This window comes from Streptomyces sp. NPDC050617 (genome assembly GCF_040654795.1).
Classification (GTDB): domain Bacteria; phylum Actinomycetota; class Actinomycetes; order Streptomycetales; family Streptomycetaceae; genus Streptomyces.
In genome coordinates this window covers 1-26238 of record NZ_JBFAIS010000026.1, presented here as the reverse complement: position 1 = coordinate 26238, position 26238 = coordinate 1, and the positions used below count along the sequence as shown (strand labels likewise).

The 26238-nt window shown below is 70.6% G+C and carries 27 protein-coding genes and 5 tRNA genes; 14 read left to right on the top strand and 18 right to left on the bottom strand.

Going from position 1 to position 26238, the window contains the following annotated elements; genetic code table 11:
• Positions 1–15: 15 nt before the first annotated feature.
• Positions 16–660, top strand: a complete 645-nt coding sequence (gene cofC, locus AB0I49_RS28740; RefSeq protein WP_363230024.1) for a 2-phospho-L-lactate guanylyltransferase — start codon at positions 16–18, stop codon at positions 658–660.
• 57 nt (positions 661–717) lie between these two features.
• Entirely contained in the window at positions 718–999 is a 282-nt protein-coding gene (locus tag AB0I49_RS28735; protein WP_363230023.1) for a hypothetical protein, read from the top strand.
• A gap of 159 nt (positions 1000–1158) precedes the next feature.
• Here AB0I49_RS28735 and AB0I49_RS28730 read toward each other — a convergent pair whose 3' ends face one another.
• From AB0I49_RS28730 to leuC, 4 genes are all read right to left on the bottom strand, one after another.
• On the bottom strand, positions 1159–1848 hold the full coding sequence (locus AB0I49_RS28730) for an HU family DNA-binding protein (protein WP_363230022.1): 690 nt from the start codon (positions 1846–1848) through the stop codon (positions 1159–1161).
• Positions 1849–1973: 125 nt separating this feature from the next.
• Positions 1974–2219, bottom strand: a complete 246-nt coding sequence (locus tag AB0I49_RS28725) for a hypothetical protein (protein ID WP_363230020.1) — start codon at positions 2217–2219, stop codon at positions 1974–1976.
• 136 nt (positions 2220–2355) lie between these two features.
• Positions 2356–2949, bottom strand: coding sequence for a 3-isopropylmalate dehydratase small subunit (leuD, locus tag AB0I49_RS28720; RefSeq protein WP_363230019.1), 594 nt, complete (start codon positions 2947–2949; stop codon positions 2356–2358).
• 5 nt (positions 2950–2954) lie between these two features.
• Positions 2955–4379: a 3-isopropylmalate dehydratase large subunit gene (gene leuC, locus AB0I49_RS28715; protein ID WP_363230018.1), complete on the bottom strand. Its 1425-nt coding sequence runs from the start codon at positions 4377–4379 to the stop codon at positions 2955–2957.
• A 127-nt stretch (positions 4380–4506) separates the two neighbouring features.
• Between leuC and ndgR the strand changes: the two genes are divergently transcribed.
• Positions 4507–5223 (top strand): IclR family transcriptional regulator NdgR, encoded by a 717-nt coding sequence (ndgR, locus tag AB0I49_RS28710; protein WP_363230017.1) that lies wholly within the window; start codon positions 4507–4509, stop codon positions 5221–5223.
• Between the two features lie 97 nt (positions 5224–5320).
• Here the strand turns inward: ndgR and AB0I49_RS28705 are convergent, their stop codons facing one another.
• The 9 genes from AB0I49_RS28705 to AB0I49_RS28665 all read right to left on the bottom strand — a co-directional run bounded on the left by AB0I49_RS28705 (position 5321) and on the right by AB0I49_RS28665 (position 9650).
• Positions 5321–6289, bottom strand: a complete 969-nt coding sequence (locus AB0I49_RS28705) for an MEDS domain-containing protein (protein ID WP_363230016.1) — start codon at positions 6287–6289, stop codon at positions 5321–5323.
• Positions 6279–7175: an MEDS domain-containing protein gene (locus AB0I49_RS28700; RefSeq protein ID WP_363230015.1), complete on the bottom strand. Its 897-nt coding sequence runs from the start codon at positions 7173–7175 to the stop codon at positions 6279–6281. Before AB0I49_RS28700 ends, AB0I49_RS28705 begins: the two co-directional genes overlap by 11 nt.
• Positions 7176–7260: 85 nt before the next feature.
• A tRNA-Glu gene (locus tag AB0I49_RS28695) sits at positions 7261–7333 on the bottom strand.
• A gap of 54 nt (positions 7334–7387) precedes the next feature.
• Positions 7388–7459, bottom strand: a tRNA-Gln gene (locus AB0I49_RS28690).
• A 13-nt stretch (positions 7460–7472) separates the two neighbouring features.
• Positions 7473–7545 (bottom strand) — tRNA-Glu (locus AB0I49_RS28685).
• Positions 7546–7608: 63 nt separating this feature from the next.
• Positions 7609–7681, bottom strand: a tRNA-Glu gene (locus AB0I49_RS28680).
• 42 nt (positions 7682–7723) lie between these two features.
• Positions 7724–7795 (bottom strand) — tRNA-Gln (locus AB0I49_RS28675).
• A gap of 86 nt (positions 7796–7881) precedes the next feature.
• Positions 7882–8628 (bottom strand): HAD family hydrolase, encoded by a 747-nt coding sequence (locus AB0I49_RS28670; RefSeq protein WP_363230014.1) that lies wholly within the window; start codon positions 8626–8628, stop codon positions 7882–7884.
• Between the two features lie 47 nt (positions 8629–8675).
• Positions 8676–9650, bottom strand: coding sequence for a sulfite exporter TauE/SafE family protein (locus AB0I49_RS28665; protein WP_363230013.1), 975 nt, complete (start codon positions 9648–9650; stop codon positions 8676–8678).
• Between the two features lie 278 nt (positions 9651–9928).
• Between AB0I49_RS28665 and AB0I49_RS28660 the strand changes: the two genes are divergently transcribed.
• The gene (locus AB0I49_RS28660; protein ID WP_363230012.1) at positions 9929–10468 is read left to right on the top strand and encodes a CGNR zinc finger domain-containing protein; all 540 of its coding nucleotides are present in this window, start codon (positions 9929–9931) and stop codon (positions 10466–10468) included.
• A gap of 110 nt (positions 10469–10578) precedes the next feature.
• Here AB0I49_RS28660 and AB0I49_RS28655 read toward each other — a convergent pair whose 3' ends face one another.
• Complete coding sequence (locus AB0I49_RS28655) at positions 10579–10779, bottom strand: DUF397 domain-containing protein (RefSeq protein ID WP_363230011.1); 201 nt, start codon at positions 10777–10779, stop codon at positions 10579–10581.
• Positions 10780–10789: 10 nt separating this feature from the next.
• The gene (locus AB0I49_RS28650; RefSeq protein WP_363230010.1) at positions 10790–11641 is read right to left on the bottom strand and encodes a helix-turn-helix transcriptional regulator; all 852 of its coding nucleotides are present in this window, start codon (positions 11639–11641) and stop codon (positions 10790–10792) included.
• A gap of 148 nt (positions 11642–11789) precedes the next feature.
• Between AB0I49_RS28650 and AB0I49_RS28645 the strand changes: the two genes are divergently transcribed.
• Both AB0I49_RS28645 and AB0I49_RS28640 read left to right on the top strand, forming a co-directional pair.
• Positions 11790–12119, top strand: coding sequence for a hypothetical protein (locus AB0I49_RS28645; RefSeq protein ID WP_363230009.1), 330 nt, complete (start codon positions 11790–11792; stop codon positions 12117–12119).
• Positions 12112–12447, top strand: coding sequence for a DUF6247 family protein (locus AB0I49_RS28640; protein ID WP_363230008.1), 336 nt, complete (start codon positions 12112–12114; stop codon positions 12445–12447). Before AB0I49_RS28645 ends, AB0I49_RS28640 begins: the two co-directional genes overlap by 8 nt.
• A gap of 151 nt (positions 12448–12598) precedes the next feature.
• On the opposite strand, the gene gltX is transcribed toward AB0I49_RS28640, so the two are convergent.
• From gltX to AB0I49_RS28625, 3 genes are all read right to left on the bottom strand, one after another.
• Complete coding sequence (gltX, locus tag AB0I49_RS28635; protein ID WP_363230007.1) at positions 12599–14083, bottom strand: glutamate--tRNA ligase; 1485 nt, start codon at positions 14081–14083, stop codon at positions 12599–12601.
• Positions 14076–14876 carry a fumarylacetoacetate hydrolase family protein gene (locus AB0I49_RS28630; protein ID WP_363230006.1) on the bottom strand — a complete coding sequence of 267 codons (801 nt, stop codon included), beginning with the start codon at positions 14874–14876 and terminating at the stop codon, positions 14076–14078. Before AB0I49_RS28630 ends, gltX begins: the two co-directional genes overlap by 8 nt.
• Before the next feature lie 290 nt (positions 14877–15166).
• Positions 15167–15346 carry a hypothetical protein gene (locus AB0I49_RS28625; protein WP_363230005.1) on the bottom strand — a complete coding sequence of 60 codons (180 nt, stop codon included), beginning with the start codon at positions 15344–15346 and terminating at the stop codon, positions 15167–15169.
• Positions 15347–15892: 546 nt separating this feature from the next.
• Between AB0I49_RS28625 and AB0I49_RS28620 the strand changes: the two genes are divergently transcribed.
• The 8 genes from AB0I49_RS28620 to AB0I49_RS28585 form a co-directional block, all read left to right on the top strand.
• Positions 15893–20011, top strand: a complete 4119-nt coding sequence (locus AB0I49_RS28620; RefSeq protein WP_363230004.1) for a nitrate- and nitrite sensing domain-containing protein — start codon at positions 15893–15895, stop codon at positions 20009–20011.
• A 9-nt stretch (positions 20012–20020) separates the two neighbouring features.
• On the top strand, positions 20021–20434 hold the full coding sequence (locus AB0I49_RS28615) for a roadblock/LC7 domain-containing protein (RefSeq protein ID WP_136742879.1): 414 nt from the start codon (positions 20021–20023) through the stop codon (positions 20432–20434).
• 103 nt (positions 20435–20537) lie between these two features.
• Positions 20538–20945 carry a DUF742 domain-containing protein gene (locus tag AB0I49_RS28610; RefSeq protein WP_363230003.1) on the top strand — a complete coding sequence of 136 codons (408 nt, stop codon included), beginning with the start codon at positions 20538–20540 and terminating at the stop codon, positions 20943–20945.
• Positions 20926–21516, top strand: coding sequence for an ATP/GTP-binding protein (locus AB0I49_RS28605; protein ID WP_363230002.1), 591 nt, complete (start codon positions 20926–20928; stop codon positions 21514–21516). The genes AB0I49_RS28610 and AB0I49_RS28605 overlap by 20 nt, the downstream gene beginning before the upstream one ends.
• A gap of 351 nt (positions 21517–21867) precedes the next feature.
• Positions 21868–24738 carry a nitrate- and nitrite sensing domain-containing protein gene (locus tag AB0I49_RS28600; protein ID WP_363230001.1) on the top strand — a complete coding sequence of 957 codons (2871 nt, stop codon included), beginning with the start codon at positions 21868–21870 and terminating at the stop codon, positions 24736–24738.
• 10 nt (positions 24739–24748) lie between these two features.
• Positions 24749–25162, top strand: coding sequence for a roadblock/LC7 domain-containing protein (locus tag AB0I49_RS28595; protein WP_030884783.1), 414 nt, complete (start codon positions 24749–24751; stop codon positions 25160–25162).
• Positions 25163–25248: 86 nt separating this feature from the next.
• On the top strand, positions 25249–25905 hold the full coding sequence (locus tag AB0I49_RS28590) for a DUF742 domain-containing protein (RefSeq protein ID WP_363230000.1): 657 nt from the start codon (positions 25249–25251) through the stop codon (positions 25903–25905).
• The coding region (locus AB0I49_RS28585; protein WP_363229999.1) for an ATP/GTP-binding protein at positions 25886–26238 on the top strand (353 nt) is incomplete at its 3' end. The genes AB0I49_RS28590 and AB0I49_RS28585, both read left to right, overlap by 20 nt.

Below are 26238 nucleotides of genomic sequence, written 5' to 3'. Positions count from 1 at the left end.
AGAGACGGAGCGGGTGTGGTCTGGACCGTTGTGGTGCCGGTGAAATCCCTGGCGCGGGCCAAAAGCCGCCTCTCCGGGGCCGCTGGGACAAGGGGAGAGGGCCTGCGGCCCGCTCTCGCGCTCGCGTTCGCCCTCGACACGGTGGCCGCCGCGCTGGCCACGCGGCCGGTGGCGGGTGTGGTGGTCGTCACGGGCGATCCGCTGGCCGCCCCGCGGCTGGCGGCCCTCGGCGCGCGCATCGTGCCGGAGCCACCGGGCGGCGGGCTGAACGCGGCGCTCGCCCACGGCGCGGACGCCGTACGGACATGGGCCCCGGATTCCGGAGTGGTGACACTCAACGCGGATCTTCCGGCGTTGCGGCCCGAAGAGCTGACCCGTGTTCTGGACGCCGCGGCCGCCTTTCCCCGGGCATTTCTCGCGGATGCCGCGGGAATCGGCACGACACTGCTCTCGGCCGCTCCCGGCGTGCCGCTGGCACCCGCTTTCGAAGGTCTTTCACGGGCCCGGCACCGGGCGTCCGGGGCGAGCGAGATCCTTCTCGACGGGGTCGATTCGGTGCGTCAGGATGTGGATACTCCGCAGGATTTGCGGGCCGCGCTGGCACTGGGCGCGGGGGCCCGTACCACCGAGGCCGCGGCGGGTCTGCTGATAGCCGATTGATTGCCGGTCACGGCGGGGCCGCACGCGCTGTCGTACCCAGGCTCTAAGCTTTGTCCTATGCAGGCCACCGCGTACACATACGACTTCGAGACCCGCAGCGGGAGCGTTCTCCTGGACGACGGCACGCCGCTGCCGTTCGACGCGGCGGCGTTCGACGCGGGCGGGCTGCGGCTGCTGCGTCCGGGGCAGCGGGTGCGGATCGAGGTCGCGGCCGCGGAATCGGAAGCGGCCGTGGAGAAGGCCCCCGAGAAGAGCGCCGGGAGCGGCTCCGGGGAGAGCGCCGAGAAGGCCCCGGCCGCCGGGCGCCGGGTGACGCTGGTGACCCTCCAGACCTTCTGAACCTTCCGGCAGACCTTCCGACCGGCCTTCCGGCGGACCTTCCGAGCCGTACGTCCGTACGTATCCGGGCGGTTTCGGGCATGCCTGAGCGCACGCCGCGGGCCGGTCTCCCCGGAGGGAGACCGGCCCGGCGCGGGACGCTCTTGGCTGTCGCCGCCCTTACTTCTTCTTGGCCGTGGCCTTCTTGGCGGTGGTCTTGCGCGCGGTGGTCTTGCGCGCCGGAGCCTTGGTGGCCGTGGCCTTCTTGGCGGGCGCCGTCTTCTTGGCGGTCGCCTTCTTGACCGTCGCCGCCTTCTTGGCCGGCGTGGCCTTCTTGGCGGCGGCCTTGGTGGCCGTGGCCTTCTTGGCGGGCGCCGTCTTCTTCGCGGCGGCCTTGGTCGCCGCCTTCTTCGCGGTCGCCGTGGTCTTCTTCGCGGCCGTCGCGGTGGTCTTCTTCGCGGTGGTCTTCTTCGCCGTAGCCTTCTTGGCGGTGGCCTTCTTGGCCGCGGCCTTGGCGGTCGTACGGGTGGAAGAACCGCCCGAGAGGCTGCCCTTGGGGGCCTTCTTGACGGCCACGTCGTTCTTCGGGAGCTTCTTCGAGCCGCTCACCAGGTCCTTGAAGCCCTGGCCCGCGCGGAAGCGGGGCACGGAGGTCTTCTTGACCCGCACCCGCTCACCCGTCTGCGGGTTGCGGGCGTACCGGGCCGGACGGTCGACCTTCTCGAACGAGCCGAAACCGGTGACCGAGACCCGGTCGCCGGAGACAACTGCACGGACGATCGCGTCGAGTACCGCGTCGACAGCGTCCGCGGCCTGCTGACGGCCGCCTACCTTGTCGGCAATCGCTTCAACGAGCTGCGCCTTGTTCACGTCTTCCCCTTCGGAGACATTGCTGGAACGAATGCGTTCCAGCCTTTTCGCACGTTAGGCAGATATATACCGCAAATCAAACACGAAACGGTCTAATCACCCTTGTGCCGCAACGAACTCGACCATCATCGAGTTCCGTCGGTGTCGCGTTCTGGGGGGAAACGGCCCTCGTCGAGGTCGTTCATCAACCGGTCCAGACGCTTTGCCGCGCCTGAGAGATCGTGCTTCGCCGCAGCCGTGATGGCCAGCAGCTTCCGGGACAGCGCCATCCGTACGCCCTCCGGGACTTGCAGTGTGCGCACCCTTCTGTGCGCTTCCTTCAGTTGGTCGGCAACGAGCCCGTAGAGCTTGAGTTGGCTGTCGCGTTCCATGCACCGATTGTGCCATCTGAGGCGAGTTGTCGCTTCACGGGGCCTCAACAAGCCGATGCGCCCCCTGTCCGAAGACAGGGGGCGCATCATGTCAAACGCCGGGTGAACAGCGGAAATCGGGGTCCCGGCAAGGGCCTCAGACGACGGCCGTGGAGGGCTTGAAAGAGGGCCGCTTCCCTTCGTACGCCGCGATTTCGTCGCCCTGCCGCAAGGTCAGGTCGATGTCGTCCAGCCCCTCCAGCAGCCTCCAACGCGCGTTCTCGTCAAGCGCAAAATCAGCCGTGATGCCCCCGGCCCTCACCTGGCGGGCGACGAGGTCCACGGTGACCTCCGTCGTGGGGTCCGTCTCGGTGAGCTTCCACAGCATGTCGACCGTGTCCTGCGGGAGCACGACGGTCAGCAGACCGTTCTTCAGCGAGTTGCCGCGGAAGATGTCGGCGAAGCGGGAGGAGACGACGGCCCGGAAGCCGTAGTTCTGGAGCGCCCAGACGGCGTGCTCGCGGGAGGAGCCGGTGCCGAAGTCGGGCCCGGCCACCAAAACCGAGGCGCCCGCGCGCTCGGGACGGTTGAGCACGAACTCAGGGTCCTTGCGCCACGCCTCGAAGAGCCCGTCCTCGAAGCCGTCGCGGGTGACCTTCTTCAGCCAGTGCGCGGGGATGATCTGGTCGGTGTCCACGTTGCTGCGGCGCAGCGGCACGGCCCGGCCGGTGTGCGTGGTGAAAGCTTCCATGGGGCTCAGGCCTCCACGAGAGTCGGGACGTCGGACAGATCGGCGGGCGAGGCCAGATGGCCGAGCACCGCGGTGGCGGCGGCGACCGGCGGGGAGACCAGATGGGTGCGTCCGCCCTTGCCCTGCCTGCCCTCGAAGTTGCGGTTGGAGGTGGACGCGGAGCGCTCGCCGGGGGCGAGCTGGTCCGGGTTCATGCCCAGGCACATCGAGCACCCGGCGTGCCGCCATTCGGCCCCGGCGGCGGTGAACACCTTGTCCAGCCCCTCCTCCACGGCCTGGAGCGCGACCCGTACGGAGCCCGGCACGATCAGCATCCGGACGCCGTCGGCGACGCGGCGGCCGTCCATGACGGCGGCGGCGGAGCGCAGGTCCTCGATCCGGCCGTTGGTGCATGAACCTACGAAGACGGTGTCCACGGTGATGTCGCGCAGCGCCTGACCCGCCGTCAAACCCATGTATTCCAGGGCCTTTTCGGCGGCGAACCGCTCCGAAGCGTCCTCGTACGAAGCGGGGTCGGGGACACGGGCGGAGAGCGGCGCGCCCTGTCCGGGGTTGGTCCCCCAGGTGACGAACGGCACGAGCGCGGCGGCGTCGATGACCACCTCGTGGTCGAAGACGGCGTCGTCGTCGGTGCGCAGCGTCTTCCAGTACTCGACCGCCGCGTCCCAGTCGGCGCCCCGCGGGGCGTGCGCGCGGCCCTCCAGGTAGTCGAAGGTGGTCGCGTCGGGAGCGATCATGCCGGCCCGGGCGCCGGCCTCGATCGACATGTTGCAGATGGTCATCCGGGACTCCATCGAGAGCTTCTCGATGGCCGGGCCGCGGTACTCGATGACGTAGCCCTGACCGCCGCCCGTGCCGATGCGGGCGATGACGGCGAGGATCAGGTCCTTGGCGGTGACGTCGTCGGCCAGCTCCCCCTCGACCGTGACCGCCATGGTCTTGAAGGGCGCCAGCGGCAGCGTCTGGGTGGCCAGCACGTGCTCGACCTGGCTGGTGCCGATGCCGAAGGCGAGCGCGCCGAACGCGCCGTGCGTGGAGGTGTGGCTGTCGCCGCAGACCACGGTGGTGCCGGGCTGGGTGAGGCCGAGCTGGGGGCCCACCACGTGCACGACGCCCTGCTCGACGTCGCCGAGCGGGTGCAGCCGGACGCCGAAGTCCGCGCAGTTCTTGCGCAACGTCTCCAACTGGACGCGGGAGACGGGGTCCGCGATCGGCTTGTCGATGTCGAGCGTGGGGGTGTTGTGGTCCTCCGTCGCGATGGTGAGGTCCGTGCGGCGGACCGCCCGGCCGGCCTTGCGCAGGCCGTCGAACGCCTGCGGGCTGGTCACCTCGTGCAGCAGGTGGAGATCGATGAAGAGGAGGTCGGGCTCGCCCTCGGCGCGCGTGACGACATGGTCGTCCCATACCTTCTCCGCCAGTGTCCGTCCCATCGCTGTCCCTCCGGCCGACGTCGCCGCCGACCCAACTCGTATGTCTGCGGGGTGCTGCCGACCAGGTTCGCGCTTCTCGGAGAAAATTGAACTTGCGTTTCACAGTGTGAGACGCGAGTATCGTTTCATGGACAACTCTAGCGGCGTCGGCGTTCTCGACAAAGCGGCTCTGGTACTGAGCGCGCTGGAGTCGGGGCCGGCCACCCTTGCCGGACTGGTCGCGTCGACCGGGCTCGCGCGCCCCACGGCGCACCGCCTCGCAGTGGCCCTTGAGCACCACCGGATGGTGGCCAGGGACATGCAGGGCCGGTTCATCCTCGGGCCGCGGCTGAGCGAACTCGCCGCGGCGGCGGGCGAGGACCGGCTGCTGGCGACGGCCGGCCCGGTCCTCACCCACCTGCGGGACGTGACGGGCGAGAGCGCCCAGCTCTACCGCCGGCAGGGCGAGATGCGCATCTGCGTGGCGGCGGCGGAACGGCTGTCCGGACTGCGGGACACGGTGCCGGTCGGCTCGACGCTGCCGATGAAGGCGGGTTCGGCGGCCCAGGTCCTCATGGCCTGGGAGGAGCCGGAGCGGCTGCACCGCGGCCTCCAGGGCGCGCGCTTCACGGCCACCGCGCTCTCGGGCGTACGCCGCCGGGGCTGGGCCCAGTCCATCGGCGAGCGCGAGCCGGGCGTCGCCTCGGTCTCCGCGCCGGTCCGCGGCCCCTCCAACCGCGTCGTCGCCGCCGTCTCGGTCTCCGGCCCCATCGAGCGCCTGACCCGCCACCCCGGCCGGATGCACGCCCAGGCCGTCATCGACGCGGCGGCCCGGCTCAGCGAGGCGCTGCGGCGCACGGGCTGAGTCGCGGAAAACCCGGCCTGCCCGTACGATCCGGGCCCCGCGCCGCACTCACGCCCCGGCCGCTCGTGCCCTCACGGGCCGCCGCGGCCTCCCGCCGTCACAGGCGCTCGGCGTCGCGCGGGCCCGCGATGTGGAGGGTGATGCGGGTCCAGGGGCCGTCTCCCCGGACCTCCATGTACTCGCTGAGGCTGCGCGCGAGCCAGAGGCCGTCCGCGGCGTCCGGTGCGGCGCCGGGCGGGTGGAAGCCGGCGAAGACCGGCGGCGGCGCGCTGCCCGGGGCGTGGCGGAGCAGTTCGCAGGCCAGGGCGCCCGGTTCCGTCCACATCCGGGCCGAGACGCGGGCTCCCGGCGTGGCGAGCAGATAGCCCGCGGCCTCGTGGACGGCGAGTTCGGCGAGCGCGAGGCGGGAGCCGGACAGCCCGGCCGCCGCGGCGCGTTCGCGGGCGAAGCGGCGTACGGCGGGGGCGTCGGCGGTCGGTCCGACCCCGGGCGCGCCGGCCGGCGGGGACGGCAGATCGGGCGCGACGGCCGCCGCGTACTCCCCGGGCGCGGCGTAGTCGGGGCACGGCAGCAGCCGCGCACCGTCCATCAGCCCCGGATGAGTGGCCCGAGCGGCCGCCGACACCCGCTCCGGCACGGCGCGAGTGTCGTACGGACAGATCATCCACACCGGCAGCTCGGCCAGCAGGACATTGAGCCCGGCCTCCATCCGCTGCCACTCGGCGACCTGGTGCGCGGACTTCCCGCCCCACACGGGCTCGGCGATCATGCGCATCCGGCGGCCCGGCACCGCGCGGCGCGCGTGGTAGCGGAGGAAGGCGGAGACGCGTTCCACGGGGCGGCGGCCGAAGAAGGCGGTCTCGGCGGTGTCGAGCGCGTACGCCCGGCCGCCGAGCGCGGCGCGCAGCGAGGCGATGTTGGCGGCGGTGGTCGCGGCCAGCACCGGCTCCCCCGCCGCGAGGCCCCGCTCGGCGAACGGCACGGCCATCGCCAGGAATTCGTCGTCCGAGCCGTAGAGGCACGCGTGGTGCGTAAATCCGTCGGCGGCGCCGAGGTCAGCAGGCATGGGTCGCCGCCAGCCGCAGGCCGGGGGTGCGGTCCCAGCCGACGAGCGTGATGACCTGGAGCAGATGCGGCGGCAGCGCCGTCAGCTCCACGCTGTAGTGGCGGGCGGCGCGGGCGCGGGCGAACGCCATCAGCAGCCGCAGCCCGCCGAGGTCGAGGAACTCCACCCGCGACATGTCCAGCCGGACATCGCCCCGCACGGCGGCGATCGTCTGTAGAGCTTCCCGCAGATGACGGTGCGCGGCGGCGTCCACGACGCCCTCGATGCGCAGCCCCGGCGGGCGGTACGTACGGACGACGATCAACTCGGCGGTCTGTACGAGGGGGTCCACTTCCACGCTCCAGGGGTGGGCGGACTCGACGGCGTCAGCCGCCTCGTCATCGCAGCGGCGCAGGTCGTACTGGCACACGGTGAGCGTGTCCTGGGTCCTGAACTCCTCGGCCAGCAGCGCCTCGTAGCGCAGCAGCCGGTCGCGGTCGTACGCGTCGTGGGGCGGCGCGCCTCCGGGGTCGCCGGCGATGCGCAGGGTGCGGTAGCCCTGTAGGCGGGCGCGGTCGCAGGCGGTACGGAGCCGGGAGCGCATCAGGTCGGTGTCGAACTGTCCGCTGTCCGGGCAGAGTTGGGCGACATCGACGATCTCGACCTGGCCGCGGGCGCCCACCGCGGCATCGGCGATTTGGTGACGCCTCATCAGTTCATGAGCGCTGTACGGGCCGTCGCGGCCGACCAGATAGAGAATCTTGTGGGCGGCCCACAGCCCGCCGGTCAGGAAGCCCCGCAGCACGGACACCCGCTCCTCCTCCGAGGCGAAGAGCAGGCAGGCATGGTCGCCGGGGCGCAGCTTCCCCACCGGGACCCTGCGGCGCACACCGCTGGCTTGGCCCATGCATGGATTATCGAGCCCGGCACACGCGCAGCGGAAGATACACGTGAAAAAGCCCTCCGCTCACGCGGAGGGCCTCTCGGATGCGTACCCCCGACCGGATTCGAACCGGCGCTACCGCCTTGAGAGGGCGGCGTGCTAGGCCGCTACACAACGGGGGCTAGCGTGCGGACTGACGTCCGCGTGTTTTCCAGACGCCTTGCGGCGGTCTGAAGCTGGGCTACCAGGACTCGAACCTAGACTAAGGGAACCAGAAACCCTCGTGCTGCCAATTACACCATAGCCCATGGTATAGACCAGTACCCCCGACCGGATTCGAACCGGCGCTACCGCCTTGAGAGGGCGGCGTGCTAGGCCGCTACACAACGGGGGCCCTAGCGATCCTTGCGTCGTCGCATCCGGGAGCGACCCGAAGGTGACGGAGAGAAAGGATCTGTACCCCCGACCGGATTCGAACCGGCGCTACCGCCTTGAGAGGGCGGCGTGCTAGGCCGCTACACAACGGGGGCTTGTACTGCTGAATCAAGAGACCCGATAATAATGATCTCTTGCTGGGCTACCAGGACTCGAACCTAGACTAACGGAACCAGAAACCGTCGTGCTGCCAATTACACCATAGCCCACCAAAACACAACCCCCTGAAGGGCCTTGCTTGGCTTGCGCTTTCCGCTCCGGCCTCTCGGCCCGCTCGGGCGGCGCAGGAAGAACATTACCCGATCGGCGACGGCGCTCCAAAACGGGTATCGCCCCGCAGCAGGGCGGCCAGCTGATCGAGACCGGTGATGCGATGCACGCCGGTCACGCCGGCCGGCAGCCCGCCGGGGGCGGCTCCGGGGGCGCCCGCCCGGTCCAGCCAGATGCCGGTGAGCCCGGCGTCCCGCGCCCCGCACGCATCGATGTCGATCTTGTCCCCGACGTACGCGACCTCTCCGGGCTCCAGCCCGAGCGCCTCGCACGCCGCGTGGAACGCGCCGGCCGCCGGTTTGCTCACCCCCAGGTCGTCGGCGCAGACCAGCACCTCGAACCGGTCGCGCACCCCGAGCACCCGGAGTTTCCGGTCCTGATTGCGATTGCTGGAATTCGACAGCGCCCCGTGCCGATATCCGGGCGTGAGCCCGTCGAGCGCCGGAACGGCGTCCGGGAACAGCTCCCACGCGGCCTCGTAATGCCTCAGATAACGCGCGAACCACGCGTCCGCCTCGGCATCACTGGCCCCCTCCCCCAAAAAGGCCCGCACCCGCCCCCTGCGCTGCCCCTGAAAATCCACTTCCTTGGCCTCGAACCGCGCCCAATGCACCGCGGTAACCTCCCGCCACCGCCGCAGCACCGCACCCTCTGCCCCGGAACCGTCCAGCATCCCCTCGGCCCGCAGATGCTCCAGCACGGCGGTGCGGTCGGCCATGGCGTAGTCGAAAATGGTGTCGTCGATGTCCCAGAGAACGGCGCGAATCGGCATGCCGCCGACGCTACCGGGGGCGTGCCCGCCCGTCAGGGCCGCGACATCTACGCAGTCGGCGTCTCCGAGGTGGGCGGCGGCGCTGTGCCGGAGCCGGTGCAGGCGAAGCCCGGGGCTGCGCCGGGTGCTGAAGGCGGCGCAGCAGGCCCTTGATTCGGCGGTGACGGACGCCGGGGCGGGGTGTGGTGAGCGGCCGGCTGCCGGCGGCGTGCGAGGTGGAAGATCTCGCGGACGCCCATGGTGAGGGCGAAGGTGGCGAACACGACGCCGAGGACGACGCTGTTGAGCACTAGCGCGAGGAGCGCTCCGGCGGCGGCGCCGGGGGCGGCTCCGAGGCTGAGGTACCTGCTGATGGAGGGTGAGGCGGTGCCCTTGCGCAGGTGGACGACGGCTCCGACGACCGAGTTGGGGACGAACAACAGCAGGGACGTTCCGGCGGCGGTGTGCAGGTCGGCCCCGAAGAGCACGACGAGCGCGGGGACGGCGAGCAGTCCGCCGCCGAGACCGAGGGCCGCGGCCCAGGCGCCGATGACGATGCCGACGAGCACGGTGACCGGGACGACGAACCAGAGGCTGGCCAGCAGCGCGGGAGAGACAGCGGCGTGACCGGCGAGGGGGTCGAAACCGGCGGCGTCGAGGTAGAGCTTGGCGGCGGTGAAGAGGACCACGACGATGAACAGCAGCCGCAGGACGCGGTCGGGCAGACGGGAAACGATGTCGGTGCCGAAGAACCCGCCGATGATTCCGCCGATGGTCAGCCCGGCTCCGGCGCGGAGATCGACCGCTCCGCCGGCGAGGGCGTAGACCGCGGCTCCGACGACGCAGACGGCGATGTTGGCGGTGGTCGCCGTGCCGTGCACCACCGCGCGGGGCAGGCGGGCGAAGCGGTCGAGGGCGGGCACGAAGAATACGCCGCTGCCTCCGCCGAACAGTCCACTGACCGCGCCGCCGACGAGTCCGATACTCAGCGCGCCTGCGGCTCCCAAGGGGCTGTCGGTGGCGTGTTCGCTGCTGGAGCCCATGCCAATCTCCTTTTCGTCGTCGGGCGTGTGAGTGCTCATTGCGCGCTCTTGCACGACCGGTCGCACAGGCGAAAAGAACCCTCAGGTCGTTGCAAGTGGTCAAGGTTTCGTCTTCCGGCGAGCGCCGAGGGGGCGGCAGACGGGGCCGGTGACGTCGAACTCGGCGGCGGCCGGCACGACGGTCCGCACGACCGTGTAACCACAACTCACGTCGTAGAGGTTACATCTAAAGTAACCGTGTCACAGCGTGGATCGGTTACCGCAGTAGTCTGAGAGTCGTGACCACAGTGCCTCTTGTCCCCGCTGCCTGGCTGGTGGAGCTGGTGAACGGGTACGGCAGCCGGCCCCGGGCAGCCGCGGCCAGGACCGAAGAGCCGTATCCCGACCTCGACCGCCTGGCCGATCTACCCGAAGCGACCGCCCTCGGAGAGGAGCGGCTGATTGGCGTCGCCGATCGTCTGTGGCCCCTCTTCGCCTCGGCGGACTCTCCGGAGAGGACGGCGGTCATCAACGACCTCTTGGTCCGCTCACGACTCACTCCGTACCTCGATCACGAGGCCCGGACCCGCTGGTCGACATCGCTGAACGCGCCCGACAAGCTGGTGATGGCCGGCTGCGTCACAACCCTGATGGAAGTCGTCGCCCACGGCGGCTGGCGCCGCATCGGGACCTGCGAGGGCGAGGACTGCCTCGACGCCCATCTCGCCCTGCCCGGACGAAGCCGCCGTTACTGCTCGACCACGTGCCTCAACCGCGCTCGCATCCGCTCCTACCGTGCACGCCGACGCCAAGATCCGTCGGTTCCGACTGAAGACTGACCCCTCATAAACGATCACGAGGGGTTGAACGTGGAAGGCTGGGCGGAGATCCGCAGGTCGGAAGCTTACTCAGCCATATCCGCCCGTTTTCGGTGAGTACTACGTGACCCCTACCGGGACAGCTCACCACCCAGCCGGTCACTCTTGATCGCGGCGAAGAACTCTCGCAACGTGCCCGAGGCTATGGACAGGACCGCCTCGGGGACGTCGCTCTCCCGGAGGCGAATCGTGCCGTCCAGGGCGGCCGCGACATTGACGCAGTTGGCCCCCTCCGTGCTGTACGAGGACTTCTGCCAGACGTACGCGTTCACTCTCGCTCCTTCAGAGATCCTTGGCCACGCGATGCATGAAGTCACGGCTCTTGCCCGCGGACAGTGCGCACGACTCCATCCGGTCGAGGACCGATCGATAGCGTCCCAGTTGCGCCTCGGCGTCCAGAAAATCGCACCCGTGGTCGGAGTCCAGGAGGACGGTGTCCAGCTGCGGAACCGCTCCGCACGCATAGGTGATCGGCTGCCCCGAGGCAGGAAAGTCCACACGGTCGAAGGGCACGACGAAGATGTCGACGTTCTCGCGTTCGCTCATCTCGATCAAGTGGCGAAGCTGATCACGCATAACCTCGGGCGTACCGGCGCGCATATGCAGAGCGGCCTCGTGCACGATCGCCGTATATGACGTCAGCGGCTGACCGAAGAGGACGGCCTGACGCTTCACACGGAACGACACTCGGTGCTCGATCTCGTGAGGATGCAGCGCCGGGACGCTCTGGCGGAATGCGGCGCGGGCGTGCTCCACGGTCTGGACCAGCCCCGGCATGGTCACCACTACTCCCACACGCAGCGCGGTGGCACTCGCCTCAAGTTCGGCGACCCCCACCAAGGCGGCGGGGAGCAACTCGCGGTACTCGTCCCACCAACCGCGACCGCGGCGCCCAGTCATGGCGGCCAGGGCCTCGACCAGGCCGTTGTCATCACAGTCGTAAGCGCTTGCCAACGCTCTTACGCGGTCGGCGCTGACGCCATGCCTGCCGGCCTCGATCATGCTCATGCGGGCCTGTTGCACACCGATGTGCGCGGCTCCTGCGGTCGAGCTCAACCCTGCTCGTTCACGCAGTTTGCGCAGCTCGGCACCCAGACGACGCTGCCGCAGCGTGGGCGGACCACTGACTGCCACAACCCCTCCCTCCTGCGATCGCACAGGGAACTGATCCGTCCCCCACTCGAGCGAAATACATATAGCTTCCCAGAGTTAAAGCATAGTTCTATGCGCTGATGCGTATCGTTCTAGCACAGCAACTCCAGTGACAGAGAGGAGTCTTACCGTGACCACCGTATCCTCGCGCCCACCCCTCCCCGATCCCCCCGACGGCTTCGACGAGGAGATCCACGCCCTCGTCAATGCCACCGCCCCCCGCCTCTTCGCCGTAGTCGAGGAGTACGCCACCGCAGAAGGAGAGCGGGACGCTCACGTCGCCGCGTGGGGGCTCGCGTATGAGGACGGGAGTGCTCACGTCGCCTCTGCGGGTGCCGGGTTTCGGATGTCGCTGCGGAGGCCCGAGCGGGCGGCTCAGTTGATCTCTCTGCGTCCGGGCAGCGTGGGCAGTGTCGTGTGGGCCGGTCCCGTCGCGTACGCGAGTGGTCGCGTTGAGTGAACCATCGGGCGAAGTCGACCCGGACTCCTGTGAGAGAACGCCGGAAGCCATCCGTACGGCGTTGGAGCGGCGGCCCGACTGGTTGCAGGGGTTCGAGCAGGAGTGGCTCAGTGCCGCTGCCGACTTCGATCAGGCGGCGCTGGACGATGTGTTGGACAAGTGGTTCCCCTTCGCCTGCGCCTGTGCCACTCCGGGGTACCTGGACGAGGTGGAACAGACCGTCAAGCGCATGGCGGAGGGGGACACCGAGGGCATGGTCTTCCGGGACGCGGAGGGCAACGCCTACGACGCCGACAACAACCCCGTGGGCGCGGGAAGGTGTCCGTGAGTGCGTATGCGTTCAGGTACGCGGACCGGGCTGTTGAGTGATCGGGGCGACGTGTCCGTCGTCGGTCTGGTGGTGCTCTGATCCCGGTCCCCGTACGCACGCGGGCCCGGAAGCCGGGGTGGCTTCCGGGCCCGTGCGTGTGGGCGCGGGGTCAGGCCGTCAGTTTGGCCAACGCCGCGTCGATGCGCGGGAGCGTGCGGTCGCGGCCGAGGATTTGGAGGGATTCGAAGAGGGGGAGGCCGACGGTGCGGCCGGTTACGGCTACGCGGACCGGGGCCTGGGCCTTGCCGAGTTTGAGGCCGTGCTCCTCGCCGGCGGCCAGGACGGCTTCCTTGAGGGCGTCGGCGCTGCTCCAGTCCGCGTCGGCGAGCTTGGCGCGGGCCGTGCGCAGCAGGGCGTCGGAGCCCTCCTTCATCGCCTTGTTCCAGGACGCCTCGTCCTCGACCGGCGTCTGACGGAAGAGGAAGTCGACGTTGGCCGTGATGTCGGAGAGGACCGTGACCCGCGTCTGCGCGTACGGCGCGATCGCCTCCCAGGCGGCCTGGTCGAAGTCCTCGGGCGCCCAGTTGGCGTGCGGGGCCTCCAGCCACGGCGCGCAGGCCGCGGCGAAGGCCGCCGGGTCCAGCTGCCGGATGTGGTCGGCGTTGATCGCCTCGGCCTTCTTCAGGTCGAAGCGGGCCGGATTGGCGTTGACGTCCTCGATCTCGAACTTCGCCACCATCTCCTCGATCGAGAAGACGTCCTGGTCGGCGGAGAAGGACCAGCCGAGCAGCGAGAGGTAGTTGAGCAGCCCCTCCGGCAGGAAGCCGCGCTCGCGGTAGAGGTTCAGGGACGCCTGTGGGTCGCGCTTGGAGAGCTTCTTGTTGCCCTCGCCCATGACGTACGGGAGGTGCCCGAACTCCGGCGTCGTCTTCGCGATGCCAAGGTCCGTCAGCGCCTTGTAGAGCGCGATCTGGCGCGGGGTCGAGGACAGCAGGTCCTCGCCGCGCAGCACGTGGGTGATCTCCATCAGCGCGTCGTCGACCGGGTTGACCAGCGTGTAGAGGGGCGCGCCGTTGGCCCGTACGATCCCGTAGTCCGGCACGTTCTCCGGGGTGAACGTCAGCTCCCCGCGCACCAGGTCCGTGAAGGTGATCGTCTCGTCCGGCATACGGAAGCGGACGATGTGACTCCGCCCCTCGGCCTCGTACGCCGCCTTCTGCTCGGCGCTCAGGTCGCGGCACGCGCCGTCGTAGCCGGACGGCTTGCCCGCCGCGCGAGCCGCCTCGCGGCGCGCTTCGAGCTCCTCGGTGGTGCAGTAGCAGTCGTACGCGTGGCCTGCGTCCTTGAGCTTCTTCGCGACGTCGCGGTAGATGTCCATCCGCTGCGACTGCCGGTACGGCTCGTGCGGGCCGCCGACCTCGGGGCCCTCGTCCCAGTCGAAGCCCAGCCAGCGCATCGCGCCGAGCAGCTGCTCGTACGACTCCTCGGAGTCGCGGGCCGCGTCGGTGTCCTCGATGCGGAAGACCAGGGTGCCCTTGTGGTGACGCGCGAACGCCCAGTTGAAGAGGGCGGTGCGGACCAGACCCACGTGGGGGTTGCCGGTCGGCGAGGGACAGAAACGAACACGCACGGAAGAGGGGGTTGCGCTAACCACGCTTGATCACCTTATTGGTGAGAGTGCCGATGCCTTCGATGGTGACGGCGACCTCGTCGCCGACGCTGATGGGTCCGACACCCGCCGGGGTGCCGGTGAGGACGACGTCGCCGGGGAGCAGCGTCATCGCCTCGGTGATGTTGACGATCAGGTCCTCAATGGAGTGGATCATCTCGCCCGTGCGGCCCAGCTGGCGCTGTTCGCCGTTGACGGTGCACATGATCCCGAGGTCCGACGGGTCCAGCTCGGTCTCCACCCACGGGCCCAGCGGGCAGGAGGTGTCGAAGCCCTTGGCCCGCGCCCACTGCTTCTCGCGCTTCTGGACGTCGCGCGCGGTGATGTCGTTGGCGCAGGTGTAGCCGAGGATGACGTCCTTGACGCGCTCCCGCGGCACCTCGCGGCACATGCGGCCGATGACCACGGCCAGCTCGGCCTCGTGGTGCACCTCCGCGGAGAAGGAGGGGTACGCGATGGGGTCGCCGGGGCCGATCACCGAGGTGGACGGCTTGAAGAAGGCGAACGGCGCGTCGGGGACGGCGTTGCCCAGCTCGGCCGCGTGCTCGGCGTAGTTGCGGCCGAACGCGACGACCTTGTTGGGGAGCACGGGCGGCAGCAGCCGGACCTTGCTGAGCGGGACCTTCTGGCCGGAGCGTTCGAACTCGGCGAAGGGGTGTCCCTTGATGATGTCGAGGACCGGGCCGCCTTCGGCGGTCCCTGCCCTGGCTTCTTCGACATCTCCTTCTACGACGCCGAAGGCGACGTTTCCGTCGATGGAGAACCTGGCGATGCGCACGGGAAGCCGCTACCCCTTCACTTTCACTGCTCGGAATCCGCCGGCCATTCGCGGGCCGGAGACTGACGCTCCAGGCTAACGCGGGGTGCGGCGGGGCTCCGGCCGCTTTCCGGCGCGGGCGGCCGTGGCGTGGATCCGCGGCGGGGGGATCACGTCCGGTCTCTTCCGGTCTCTTCACCGTCTCGTCCCGCCTCTTGCCGGTCCGGCGGTCCTTCGCCCTGGTTCCGGGCGCTGATTCCGGCGGGCCTTCTGGTCCGGTAGCCCTTCTGGGCCGGCAGATCTTCCCGGCCTCAGTCCTTGGGCGCGTTCGCCAGCGTCGTGCGGCGCGGGTTGGCCGTCTGCGTGGGCAGTTCGACGGAGTGCTCCGGCGCTTCCGCCGCCGGCGTCAGCAGCTCCTCGGCGTCCTTGAGGTGCGCGAGGGTCGTGCGGCGCGGGTTGGCTATGTTCCGGAACATCATCGTCTTCTTCACTCGGGCCGCCTCGCGGTTGTCGTTTCCGTTGCCTGTGTAAACGTCAAGGCTAGGCACCCCTATCCCCACTGATCCGCGAGGAAAGTCACGACAAGCATGTGAGTTTCCTCACGAGCTCTATGACAAAAGCCACATAAGAGGCAGCACCCCCACCCCCGCGAAACGGACATTGCACCACCGAAGCTGACGTTCCGCTCCCGATCGCCGCTACCGGGACAGGCGCCGCGCACGAGTAATTCGCACCTATAAGTCCGAAATCGCGGACGCGACTTTGCACAACTGGTGACATGCACCGCACATAGCGTTACTCACATCGTCTGCACGACTGCTGCTCTTGTTGGAGATCCTGCACTGTGCTGGAATTCCACGGACCGCCGTACGAATCATCCGGCGCGCGATGGGCGCAGAAGAGCGCCGAAGCGGCGGTCGGAATGAGGGGTGGCGCGCCGGAACTCACGACCGCCATGGGGGGCCGCGCGGTCCCCCACGACTCGACACCGTTCCGCCGCTCGCGGAGGGACGCCTGGTCCAGAGGTTGCGACGCTAGTGCAGGGACGTTTCAAGAGAGATGGCAACGCCGCGGCGGAGCCGGAGCCACGCGGTTCGACCGACCGCGGAGCTGCCGGTGCGGCTGCCGACGCGCCGAGTGGCGGCGAGCCGTCCGAGCGGCCGAAGGCGAAGAAGCAGACCGGCCCCGGCCCACGCATTGCCCTGCGCAACTGGCGCATCAGTACCCGACTGGTCTCCCTGCTGGCCCTCCCCGTGGTCGCCGCGACGACCCTGGGCGCGCTCCGCATCCAGGACTCGCTGGAGAAGATCGACCAGCTCGACCACATGAAGCTGCTCACCGAGATGACGCAGCAGGCCACCCGGCTCGCCGACAAGCTCCAGGAGGAGCGGGACAAGTCCGCGGGCCCGCTGACCGGTGGGGACAAGAAGGACGACCAGGGCGTCGTCGCGCCGCGGCAGCAGACCGACCAGGCGGTCCAGGCGTTCAAGCAGGCCACGGACAAGGTCAAGCCCGAGGACCCGTCGATGGTCGGCGTCCGGAGCACGCTCGTCGACATCTCCAAGCAGCTCGGCAAGATCAAGGACATCCGCGCCGCCGCGTACGACGACAAGGACTACATCTCCCGGACCGTCGGCAACTACGACGCGCTGATCACCTCGCTGCTGTCGCTCTCCCAGGACATGGCGCAGGCGACCAGCAACCCCGAGATGATCACGAGCACGCGCGCGCTCGCCACGTTCTCCTCCGCCAAGGAGTACGCGTCCATCCAGCGCGCCGTGCTCAGCGCCGCGCTCGCCAACCCCAAGGGCGGCCCGCACCTCTCCGAGAACGACCGCCAGTACGGCAAGTCGGCCCTGGACAGCGAGGAAGAGTCGCTGCGCCGGTTCACCGCCATCCGCTCCGGTGACTCCACCAAGGAGCTGATGCGGGCGCTCAACGGCGGCCAGACCGAGATCACCACCGCGAACACCAACGCGGACCGCTGGCTCGGCCAGCAGGACGGCATCAAGGGCGAGAAGACCTCGTACCGCGACTGGTACGACCAGGACAGCGTCAAGCTCGAAGAGATGTCCAAGATCGAGCAGACGCTGCTGACGCAGATGGACCAGAAGGCGCGCGAGCTGCGCGCCGACTCCCAGCAGGACGCGATCCTCAACAGTGCGCTGATCGTGCTGGTCCTGGGCATCTCGCTGGTCGGCGCGTTCGTCGTGGCGCGCTCCATGGTGCGTTCGCTGCGCCGGCTCCAGGACACCGCGCAGACGGTCGCCCAGGAGCGGCTGCCCGAGCTGGTCAAGCAGCTCTCCGAGATCGACCCGCAGGACGTGGACACCTCCGTCGAGTCCGTCGGCGTGCACAGCCGGGACGAGATCGGCAAGGTGGCCGCGGCCTTCGACGACGTGCACCGCGAGGCCGTCCGTCTCGCCTCCGAGCAGGCCATGCTGCGGGGCAACGTCAACGCGATGTTCACCAACCTCTCGCGCCGCAGCCAGGGCCTCATCCAGCGCCAGCTCTCGCTCATCTCCGAGCTGGAGAGCCGCGAGGCCGACCCGGACCAGCTCTCCTCGCTGTTCAAGCTGGACCACCTCGCGACCCGTATGCGCCGGAACGGCGAAAACCTCCTCGTCCTCGCGGGCGAGGAGCCGGGCCGCCGCTGGACGCGGCCCGTCCCCCTCGTCGACGTGCTGCGCGCCGCCGCGTCCGAGGTGGAGCAGTACGAGCGCATCGAACTCAGCGGGGTGCCGCCGACCGAGGTCGCCGGCCGGGTCGTCAACGACCTCGTGCACCTCCTCGCCGAGCTGCTGGAGAACGCCACGTCGTTCTCGTCCCCGCAGACCAAGGTCAAGGTCACCGGTCACGCGCTGCCCGACGGGCGCGTCCTCGTCGAGATCCACGACACCGGCATCGGCCTGTCGCCCGAGGACCTCGCCGCGATCAACGAGCGGCTCGCCAGCCCGCCGACGGTGGACGTCTCCGTCTCCCGGCGCATGGGCCTCTTCGTGGTCGGCCGCCTCTCCCTGCGCCACGGCATCCGCATCCAGCTGCGGCCGTCCGACTCGGGCGGCACCACCGCGCTCGTCATGCTGCCGGTCGACGTCGCCCAGGGCGGCAAGAAGCCGATGCCGAGCAACGCGCCCGGCGCGGCGGCCCCCGCCGCCGGCGGCGGCAGCACGCCCCCCGGTCTCGCCGACCCCGGAGCGCCCCGCCGTCAGGTGCCGGCCCCGGGACCGCGTCCGGCGCTGCCGGGCAAGGGCGGACCCGCAGGTCAGGGCGGCCGGCCTGGCCGGCCCGGCCAGGGTGGTCAGGGCCCCGGTCAGGGCGACCAGCCCAGCCGCCCCAGCACCACCGAGAGCGGTCTGCCGACCCGGCCCGTCGGCGCGGGCCTCGCCCCGGCCGCGCCCCCGTCGGGCGGCGCCAGCCTCTTCGACAGCGGCGCCCCGCGCCCCTCCGGTACGGACCGGATGAGCACCCGGCCCGACGGGCGCCCGGCGATCCAGCCGCGCGGCAAGGCGCCGAACCCCTCCGTCGCCCCGCCGACCGGCGCGCCCGGTTCCGGCGACCGTGCCCGCCGCCCGCAGCTCCCGCCCCGCGGCCCCGCGGGCGAGCTCCCCGGCGGCCCCTCCGAGGGCCTCGCCGGCCGCGGCTCCCGGCAGCCCGCCACGAGTTGGGGCAGCGACAGCGACCAGCGTTCCGGCACGTCGTCCCCCGTGGACGACTGGCCCCTCACCGACGACGGCTCCCCGCGCGGCGGGCAGGACAGCCCGCGCGGCCATGAGGACGTGGACTCCCCGTCCGCCTTCGGCCGTCCGGGCAACCGCACGCCGAGCGGCACGGACGGCGCCGGCGCGCCTCTGGCCGGCCGCAGCGGTGCTTCCGGCGACACGGGCGACTTCCCGCAGCCGGGCCGCGGCGGTTCCGGTGACACGGGGCAGTTCGCGCAGCCCGGTCAGGGCGGGCGCGGCGGTTCCGGTGACACGGGACAGTTCGGCCAGCCGGGTCAGCCCGTCGGCCAGGGCGGCAACGGTCCCGGCGACACCGCGCAGTTCCCGCGCATCGGCGGGCCCGGCGACACCGGCGAGTACGCACAGCCCGGTGGCCGTGACGGCTCCCAGGGCACGGGTCAGTTCGCGCAGCCCGGTCAGGGCGCGCGTAACGACACCGGCCAGTTCGCCCAGCCCGGCCCGTTCGACAACGGTCCCGGCGAGACTTCGCAGTTCCCGCGCATCGGCGGGCCCGGCGACACCGGCGAGTACGCACAGCCCGGCCGCGACGCACGCGGCGACACCGGCCAGTTCCCGCAGCCGGGTCAGCCCGGCCGCAACGACACCGGTCAGTTCGCGCAGCCGCTCGGCCAGGGCGGCAGCGGTCCCGGCGAGACCTCGCAGTTCCCGCGCATCGGCGGGCCGGGCGACACGGGCGAGTACGCACAGCCCGGCCGTGACGGACGCGGCGACACCGGCGAGTACGCGCAGCCGGGTCAGCCCGGACAGCCGGGCGACCCCTCCGACACCGGCCAGTTCCCGCAGGGCCCGCTGCCGGTTCGCGGTGGGCAGCCGGGCGGCGGTGCGCAGCACGAGGGGCACAGCGGCGAGTTCTCCGTCCCCTCGCAGGAGGGCGCGCTGCCTCCCGCCGGGCCCGGGGACGGGCGGACGCCGCTGTTCGAGGCGCTGGAGACGGACTGGTTCAGCGGTTCCCGCGAGAGCGCCGGTTCCGTGCCGTCGCAGCCCGCGCCGCAGACGCCGGCGCCGGGCCTGCCGCGGCGCGAGCCGCAGGATCCGTTCCAGCAGCCGATGCCGGGGCAGGACCAGGGTCAGCCTCAGGGCCAGGGCCCGGGTATGGAACCGGCGGCCCCCACCGACAGCTGGCGCAGCTCGCCCAACGACGAGCGCTGGCGGCGGGCCGAGCAGATACGCGAACCGGCCGCGGGCGGCATCACCTCGTCCGGGCTGCCGCGGCGCGTGCCGCGGGCGAATCTCGTGGAGGGGACCGCGCAGCAGCAGTCCCATCCGACCGGTCCGCAGGTCTCCCGGGCGCCGGACGACGTGCGCGGGCGGCTGACCAATCTTCGCCGCGGTATCCAGCAGGGGCGTCAGGCCGGCAACGGCCAGACCACCGGCAACCACGGCATTGACCCCACTTACCAGCAGGAGCGTTAGTTGAGTCCGATGAGCCAGGCGGCGCAGAACCTGAACTGGTTGATCACCAACTTCGTGGACAACACCCCGGGGGTGTCCCACACGGTGGTGGTCTCCGCCGACGGACTGCTACTGGCGATGTCCGAAGGCTTCCCGCGCGACCGCGCCGACCAGTTGGCCGCGGTCGCCTCCGGCCTGACCTCCCTCACGGCCGGGGCCTCCCGGATCTTCGAGGGCGGCAGCGTCAACCAGACCGTGGTGGAGATGGAGCGCGGCTTCCTCTTCATCATGTCCGTGTCCGACGGTTCTTCGCTGGCCGTGCTCGCACACCCCGAGTGCGACATCGGCCTCGTCGGCTACGAAATGGCCCTGCTCGTCGACCGGGCGGGCACTGTCCTGACGCCCGATCTCCGTGCCGAATTGCAGGGCAGCCTGCTCAATTGACCGTCCGCCAACCGTCCGTCCGTCCGACCGTACGGCCGAAAAGCCCCCACCGGCCCCCGCTCGACGGCATTATTGCCATCCTGCTGTCCCGCCCGGAGGATCAATGACCCCGCCCGTCTCGCCCGGCCCGTACGGCGCCTCTCACCACGCGCCGTACGGGAACGAAGGCGACCAGCCGCTGGTCCGCCCCTACGCCATGACGGGAGGCCGGACCCGGCCGCGTTACCAGCTCGCCATCGAGGCGCTGGTCAGCTCCACGGCCGACCCCGCCCACCTGCAGGGTCTGCTCCCCGAGCACCAGCGGATCTGCCACCTGTGCCGCGAGGTCAAGTCGGTGGCGGAGATCTCCGCGCTGCTGAGCATGCCGCTCGGCGTGGCCCGGATCCTGGTCGCGGACCTGGCGGAGGCCGGCATGGTGGCGATCCACCAGCCGGGCGGCAGCGGCGAGTCCGGCGGGACGCCGGATGTGACACTGCTCGAAAGGGTGCTCAGTGGACTTCGGAAGCTCTAGCGGCGGGTCGCCCGCACCCGCCCGCTCCACCACCTCCGCGAAGATCGTGGTGGCGGGAGGCTTCGGCGTGGGCAAGACGACCTTCGTGGGCGCGGTCTCGGAGATCAATCCGCTGCGCACCGAGGCCGTGATGACCTCCGCCTCGGCGGGGATCGACGATCTCAGCCATGTGCAGGACAAGACGACCACCACGGTCGCGATGGATTTCGGCCGCATCACGCTCGATGACGATCTGATCCTGTATCTGTTCGGCACGCCCGGCCAGGACCGCTTCTGGTTCATGTGGGACGACCTGGTCCGCGGCGCCATCGGCGCCGTCGTCCTCGTCGACACCCGCCGCCTCGCCGACTGCTTCCCCGCCGTCGACTACTTCGAGAACAGCGGACTGCCCTTCGTCATCGCCCTCAACGGCTTCGACGGACACCAGCCCTACACCCCCGAAGAAGTCCGCGAAGCACTCCAGATCGGCCCGGACGCGCCCATCATCACCACGGACGCCCGGCAGCGCGGCGAGACGAAGAGCGCGCTCATCACGCTCGTCGAGCACGCGCTGATGGCGCGGCTCAAGTAGCGGCGCGCGAACGGCAGTTGCACAGGCCGTCACGGGGCCGTCGGGAACGGCTCCGGGCGGGCCGTCCGGCGCGTTACAGCACGTTGCCGTATTCATAACGTTTCGACAGAGAATTGGCCGGGCGCGACTACGGGTCGCGTCCGGCCGATTGCGCTCCGCATACGTTTTCCCCGCCATTTGGCGTCGCTCGCTCTTAATGCCCGTTTTATGTTGGACATTTCCAGCCCTCGCACCGTCGCCCCCGGTGTTTGGAATGCACCCGCCTGACGTGCTGGAATTCCCGGACCTGAGCGGTAATGGCTCAGGTGGATACCGGCACCGAGCGGGTGCCGACGCCGAGGGGTTAACGAGTTGACGCGAAGCAGAACGAGCGCCGCCGAGCAGGCGCGGGGGAACTTCACCCCGCCGCCGCGCGCGGCCGCATCGTATGCCGACGCGCCCGAGCCCCCCGTGTCCGGCAGCCGCCGCTCGCCCCGCAACTGGCGCGTCGCCACCCGGCTGACCGCGATCCTGCTCATACCCGTGCTCGTCGCCCTCTGCCTCGGGGGCCTCGACGTCAAGTCGTCGCTGGACACATGGCGCTCGGCGCGGGACGCGGAGCGCACCGCCCGGCTCGTACAGGCAGCGACCGCGTACGGGCAGGCGCTGATCGACGAGCGGGACCGCACCGCGGAGCCGCTGCTGACCGGCGAGAGCGACGACCCGGCGGTCAAGAAGGCGCGGAACGCGACGGACGCCGCGAAGAAGGTCTTCGACCGGCGCGCCGCGGACCTGCCGGACACCCCCGGTCTCAAGCGCCGCCTCAAGGCGTTCGCCGAGGCCGAGAAGGCGCTGCCGAAGGTGCGCGAGTCCGCGTACCGCGGAGCCGCCGCGGGCGGGGTGCGTACCGAGGAGGGCTACACGGCCGTCCAGCGCCCGCTCATGGAGTTCGCGAACGAACTGGGCCCGCACACCGGCGACATCACCTCCTACGGCCGTACCGTCCACGCGATCTCGCTGGCCAAGGCCGCCGAGTCCCTCCAGCGCTCCATCGGCGTCCACCTGCTGGTGAAGCCCGGCCCGACGGCCAAGGACCGCAAGGCGCAGCTGACGGCCTTCGGCTCGTACGCGTACCTGGAGCGGATCGCGCTCGGCGAGTACACCTCCGGCGCCTCCGAGGACGACGCGGAGCGGCTGCGGAACACGCTCGCCCGCAAGGCCAGGACCGACGAGCAGGACAAGATGGCCGACGCCATCGCGGCCGAGCGGGCGGGGGACGCGGGGATCACGCCCACGGCGTGGTTCGACACCTCGACGCGGACGTTCGACGCCTACCGGTCGATCGAGCAGGGGCTGGTCGACGAGGCGCTGTCCGCGTCGCGGCAGGCGTCCTCGGACGCCGAGCGCGACGCGATCGTCAGCGGCGCCGTCGTCGTGCTCGCCCTCCTTCTCGCCTTCGTGATCGCCGGTCTGACGGCCCGTTCGATGAGCCGCTCGATGCGGCGGCTGCGCGGCGCCGCCTTCGAGATCGCCGAACAGCGGCTGCCGGCCATGGTCGACCAGCTCTCGCGTACGGAACCGGGCCGGGTGGACACGCGGGTGACGCCCATCCCGATCACCACGCGCGACGAGATCGGCGAGGTGGCCCGCGCCTTCGACCAGGTGCACCGCGAGGCCGTGCGGCTCGCCGCCGAACAGGCGCTGCTGCGGTCCGACGTCGACACCATCTTCACCAACCTCTCGCGCCGCAACCAGGGCCTGATCGACAGTCAGCTCGCGCTGATCTCCGGCCTGGAGAGCGGCGAGGCCGATCCGGCGCGGCTGGAGAGCCTCTTCCGGCTCGACCACCTGGCCACCCGGATGCGCCGCAACGGCGAGAACCTGCTCGTCCTCTCCGGCGAGGAGCCGAGCCGCCGTTGGGACCGGCCGGTGCCGCTCGTGGACGTCCTGCGCGCCGCCTCCTCCGAAGTGGAGTCGTACGCGCGGATCGAGCTGACCGGTGTCGCGGAGTGCGAGATCCACGGCGCGGCCGTGGCCGACCTCGTGCATCTGCTCGCGGAGCTGCTGGAGAACGCCACCGCGTTCTCCTCGCCGCAGACGAGGGTCGCGGTGACGGCGACGCGGCTGCCGGACGGCCGCGTCATGGTCGAGATACACGACCAGGGCATCGGCCTGACCGCCGAGGACTTCGCGGACATCAACCACCGGCTCGCCAACCCGCCGCGCGTCGACGTCGCGGTCTCCCAGCGGATGGGGCTGTTCGTGGTCGGCCGGCTCTCGGAGCGGCACGGCATCCGCGTCCAGCTGCGCCCCTCGGGCGAACAGGGCGGCACCACCTCGCTGGTGATGCTGCCGGACGCGATCACGCGCGGCGGTGGCGGCGACGAGGCGGCGGCGGGCGCGCCGCACGAGGCCCCGGCGGCGGACGGCCCGGCGGCGGAGGAGCGGTCGCCGCTCGCCGACGACCGGCCGTACGACCAGCCGCACGGGCAGCAGCACGACCAGTCGTACGAGCGTCCCGAGCAGCCGTACGAGCCTTCGCACAGCCCGTCGCACACGCAGTCGTACAGCCCCTCCCCCGAGCAGCCCTCGGCGTATCCGGAATCCCCTTTCGAGGGATCGGCGGGCCCCGCGGTATCGGCCTTCGAGGAGCCTCAGCACCCCGCTCACCAGGGCGAGTGGAGCGAGTCAGGGTCGTATGGGGCTGCGTATGACGAGGGTTACGGAAGGGAATCGGAGCCCTCGTCCGACGCTGACGCGGCAGCGCGGGAGCGCGTAGAGTTTGACCATCCGGGCGTTTCCCCGAGCGGCTCCCACCCGATGACCGGCGCCGGCTTTCCGCGCGGCGGCACGCAGTGGCAGCAGCCCGAGGAAACGGCAGGGGAGCCGGAGCAGCCTCCGCAGGGAGAGGCCACCGACTGGCAATCGGCGAACGACGAGCGCTGGCAGAAGGCCGAGCGGCTCCGGGAGCCGAAGGCCGGCGGAGTCACCCCCTCCGGTCTGCCCCGGCGGGTGCCCAAGGCGAACCTCGTCGAGGGCACCGCGGAGCAGACACCGCAGGGCGGCCCCCAGCTGTCCCGCGCCCCCGAGGACATCCGCGGCAGGCTGAGCAATCTGCGCCGCGGCGTCCAGCAGGGCCGCGGTGTCCAGCAAGGGCCCGACGCGGGGACCGACAGCGGCTCCCCCGAGCACAATGACCGACAGGGCTTCGGCCCCGGCAGCACCTACGATCAGGAGCGTTAGTGTGAGCCCGATGAGCCAGGCGGCGCAGAACCTGAACTGGTTGATCACCGGTTTCGTGGACAACACCCCAGGGGTCTCCCACACGGTCGTGGTCTCCGCCGACGGACTGCTATTGGCGATGTCCGAAGGCTTTCCGCGCGACCGCGCCGACCAGTTGGCGGCCGTCGCCTCCGGCCTGACCTCCCTCACCGCCGGGGCCTCCCGGATCTTCGAGGGCGGCAGCGTCAACCAGACCGTGGTGGAGATGGAGCGCGGCTTCCTCTTCATCATGTCCGTGTCCGACGGATCCTCCCTGGCCGTGCTCGCACACCCCGAGTGCGACATCGGCCTCGTCGGCTACGAAATGGCCCTGCTCGTCGACCGGACCGGCAGTGTGCTCACCCCCGACCTCCGCGCCGAATTGCAGGGCAGCCTGCTGAACTAGCAGACAGGCAGTGCGTTTCGCGCCACCGAGCCTTAAAGTTCGGTGGCGCGACCCCGCAGCGATAAGGCAAGTTGGAGGAGGAAGACGTGGCAACGCCCCCCGGCGGATACCCGTACGGCAATGGCCAGCAGGGTGAGCCCCCGCTGAAGCGCTTCAACTTCCCCTCCGCACCGAGCCGCCAGGCCCCGCCGGAGCCCCCGCGACAGCCCGAGTCGCAGCGGCCGCAGCGCCTGGACCGCCAGCGGCAGTGGCAGCAGCCGGAGCAGCGGGGCGCGTACGCGCCCTACGAATCGGCCGCGCCCGCCGCGCCTGCCGCCCCCTCGGGGCCGTCGGCCGCCCGTATCGAGCCGATGGAACCGGCGTGGTACGCGCCGGAGCCCCCGTCGGCCGCGGGCGACGGGGACGCCCCGCTGGTCAGGCCGTACGCCATGACCGGCGGCCGGACCCGGCCGCGCTACCAGCTCGCCATAGAGGCGCTGGTGCACACCACGGCCCAGCCCGCCCAGCTCCACGGGCAGTTGCCGGAACACCAGCGCATCTGCCACCTGTGCCGCGAGATCAAGTCGGTCGCCGAGATCTCCGCACTCCTCACCATCCCCCTCGGCGTGGCCCGCATCCTCGTTGCCGACTTGGCAGAGGCCGGGCTCGTCGCCATCCATCAGCCCGGCGGCGACGAGTCCGCCGGCGGCCAGCCTGACGTGACACTGCTCGAAAGGGTGCTCAGTGGACTTCGGAAGCTCTAGCGGCGAGCCACCTGCCCGCTCCACCACCTCCGCGAAGATCGTGGTGGCGGGAGGCTTCGGCGTGGGCAAGACGACCTTCGTCGGCGCGGTCTCGGAGATCAACCCGCTGCGCACCGAAGCCGTGATGACCTCCGCCTCGGCGGGGATCGACGACTTGACGCACGCGCCGGACAAGACCACCACGACGGTGGCCATGGACTTCGGCCGCATCACCTTGGACCAGGACCTGATCCTGTACCTGTTCGGCACGCCCGGCCAGGACCGCTTCTGGTTCATGTGGGACGACCTGGTCCGCGGCGCCATCGGCGCCGTCGTCCTCGTCGACACCCGCCG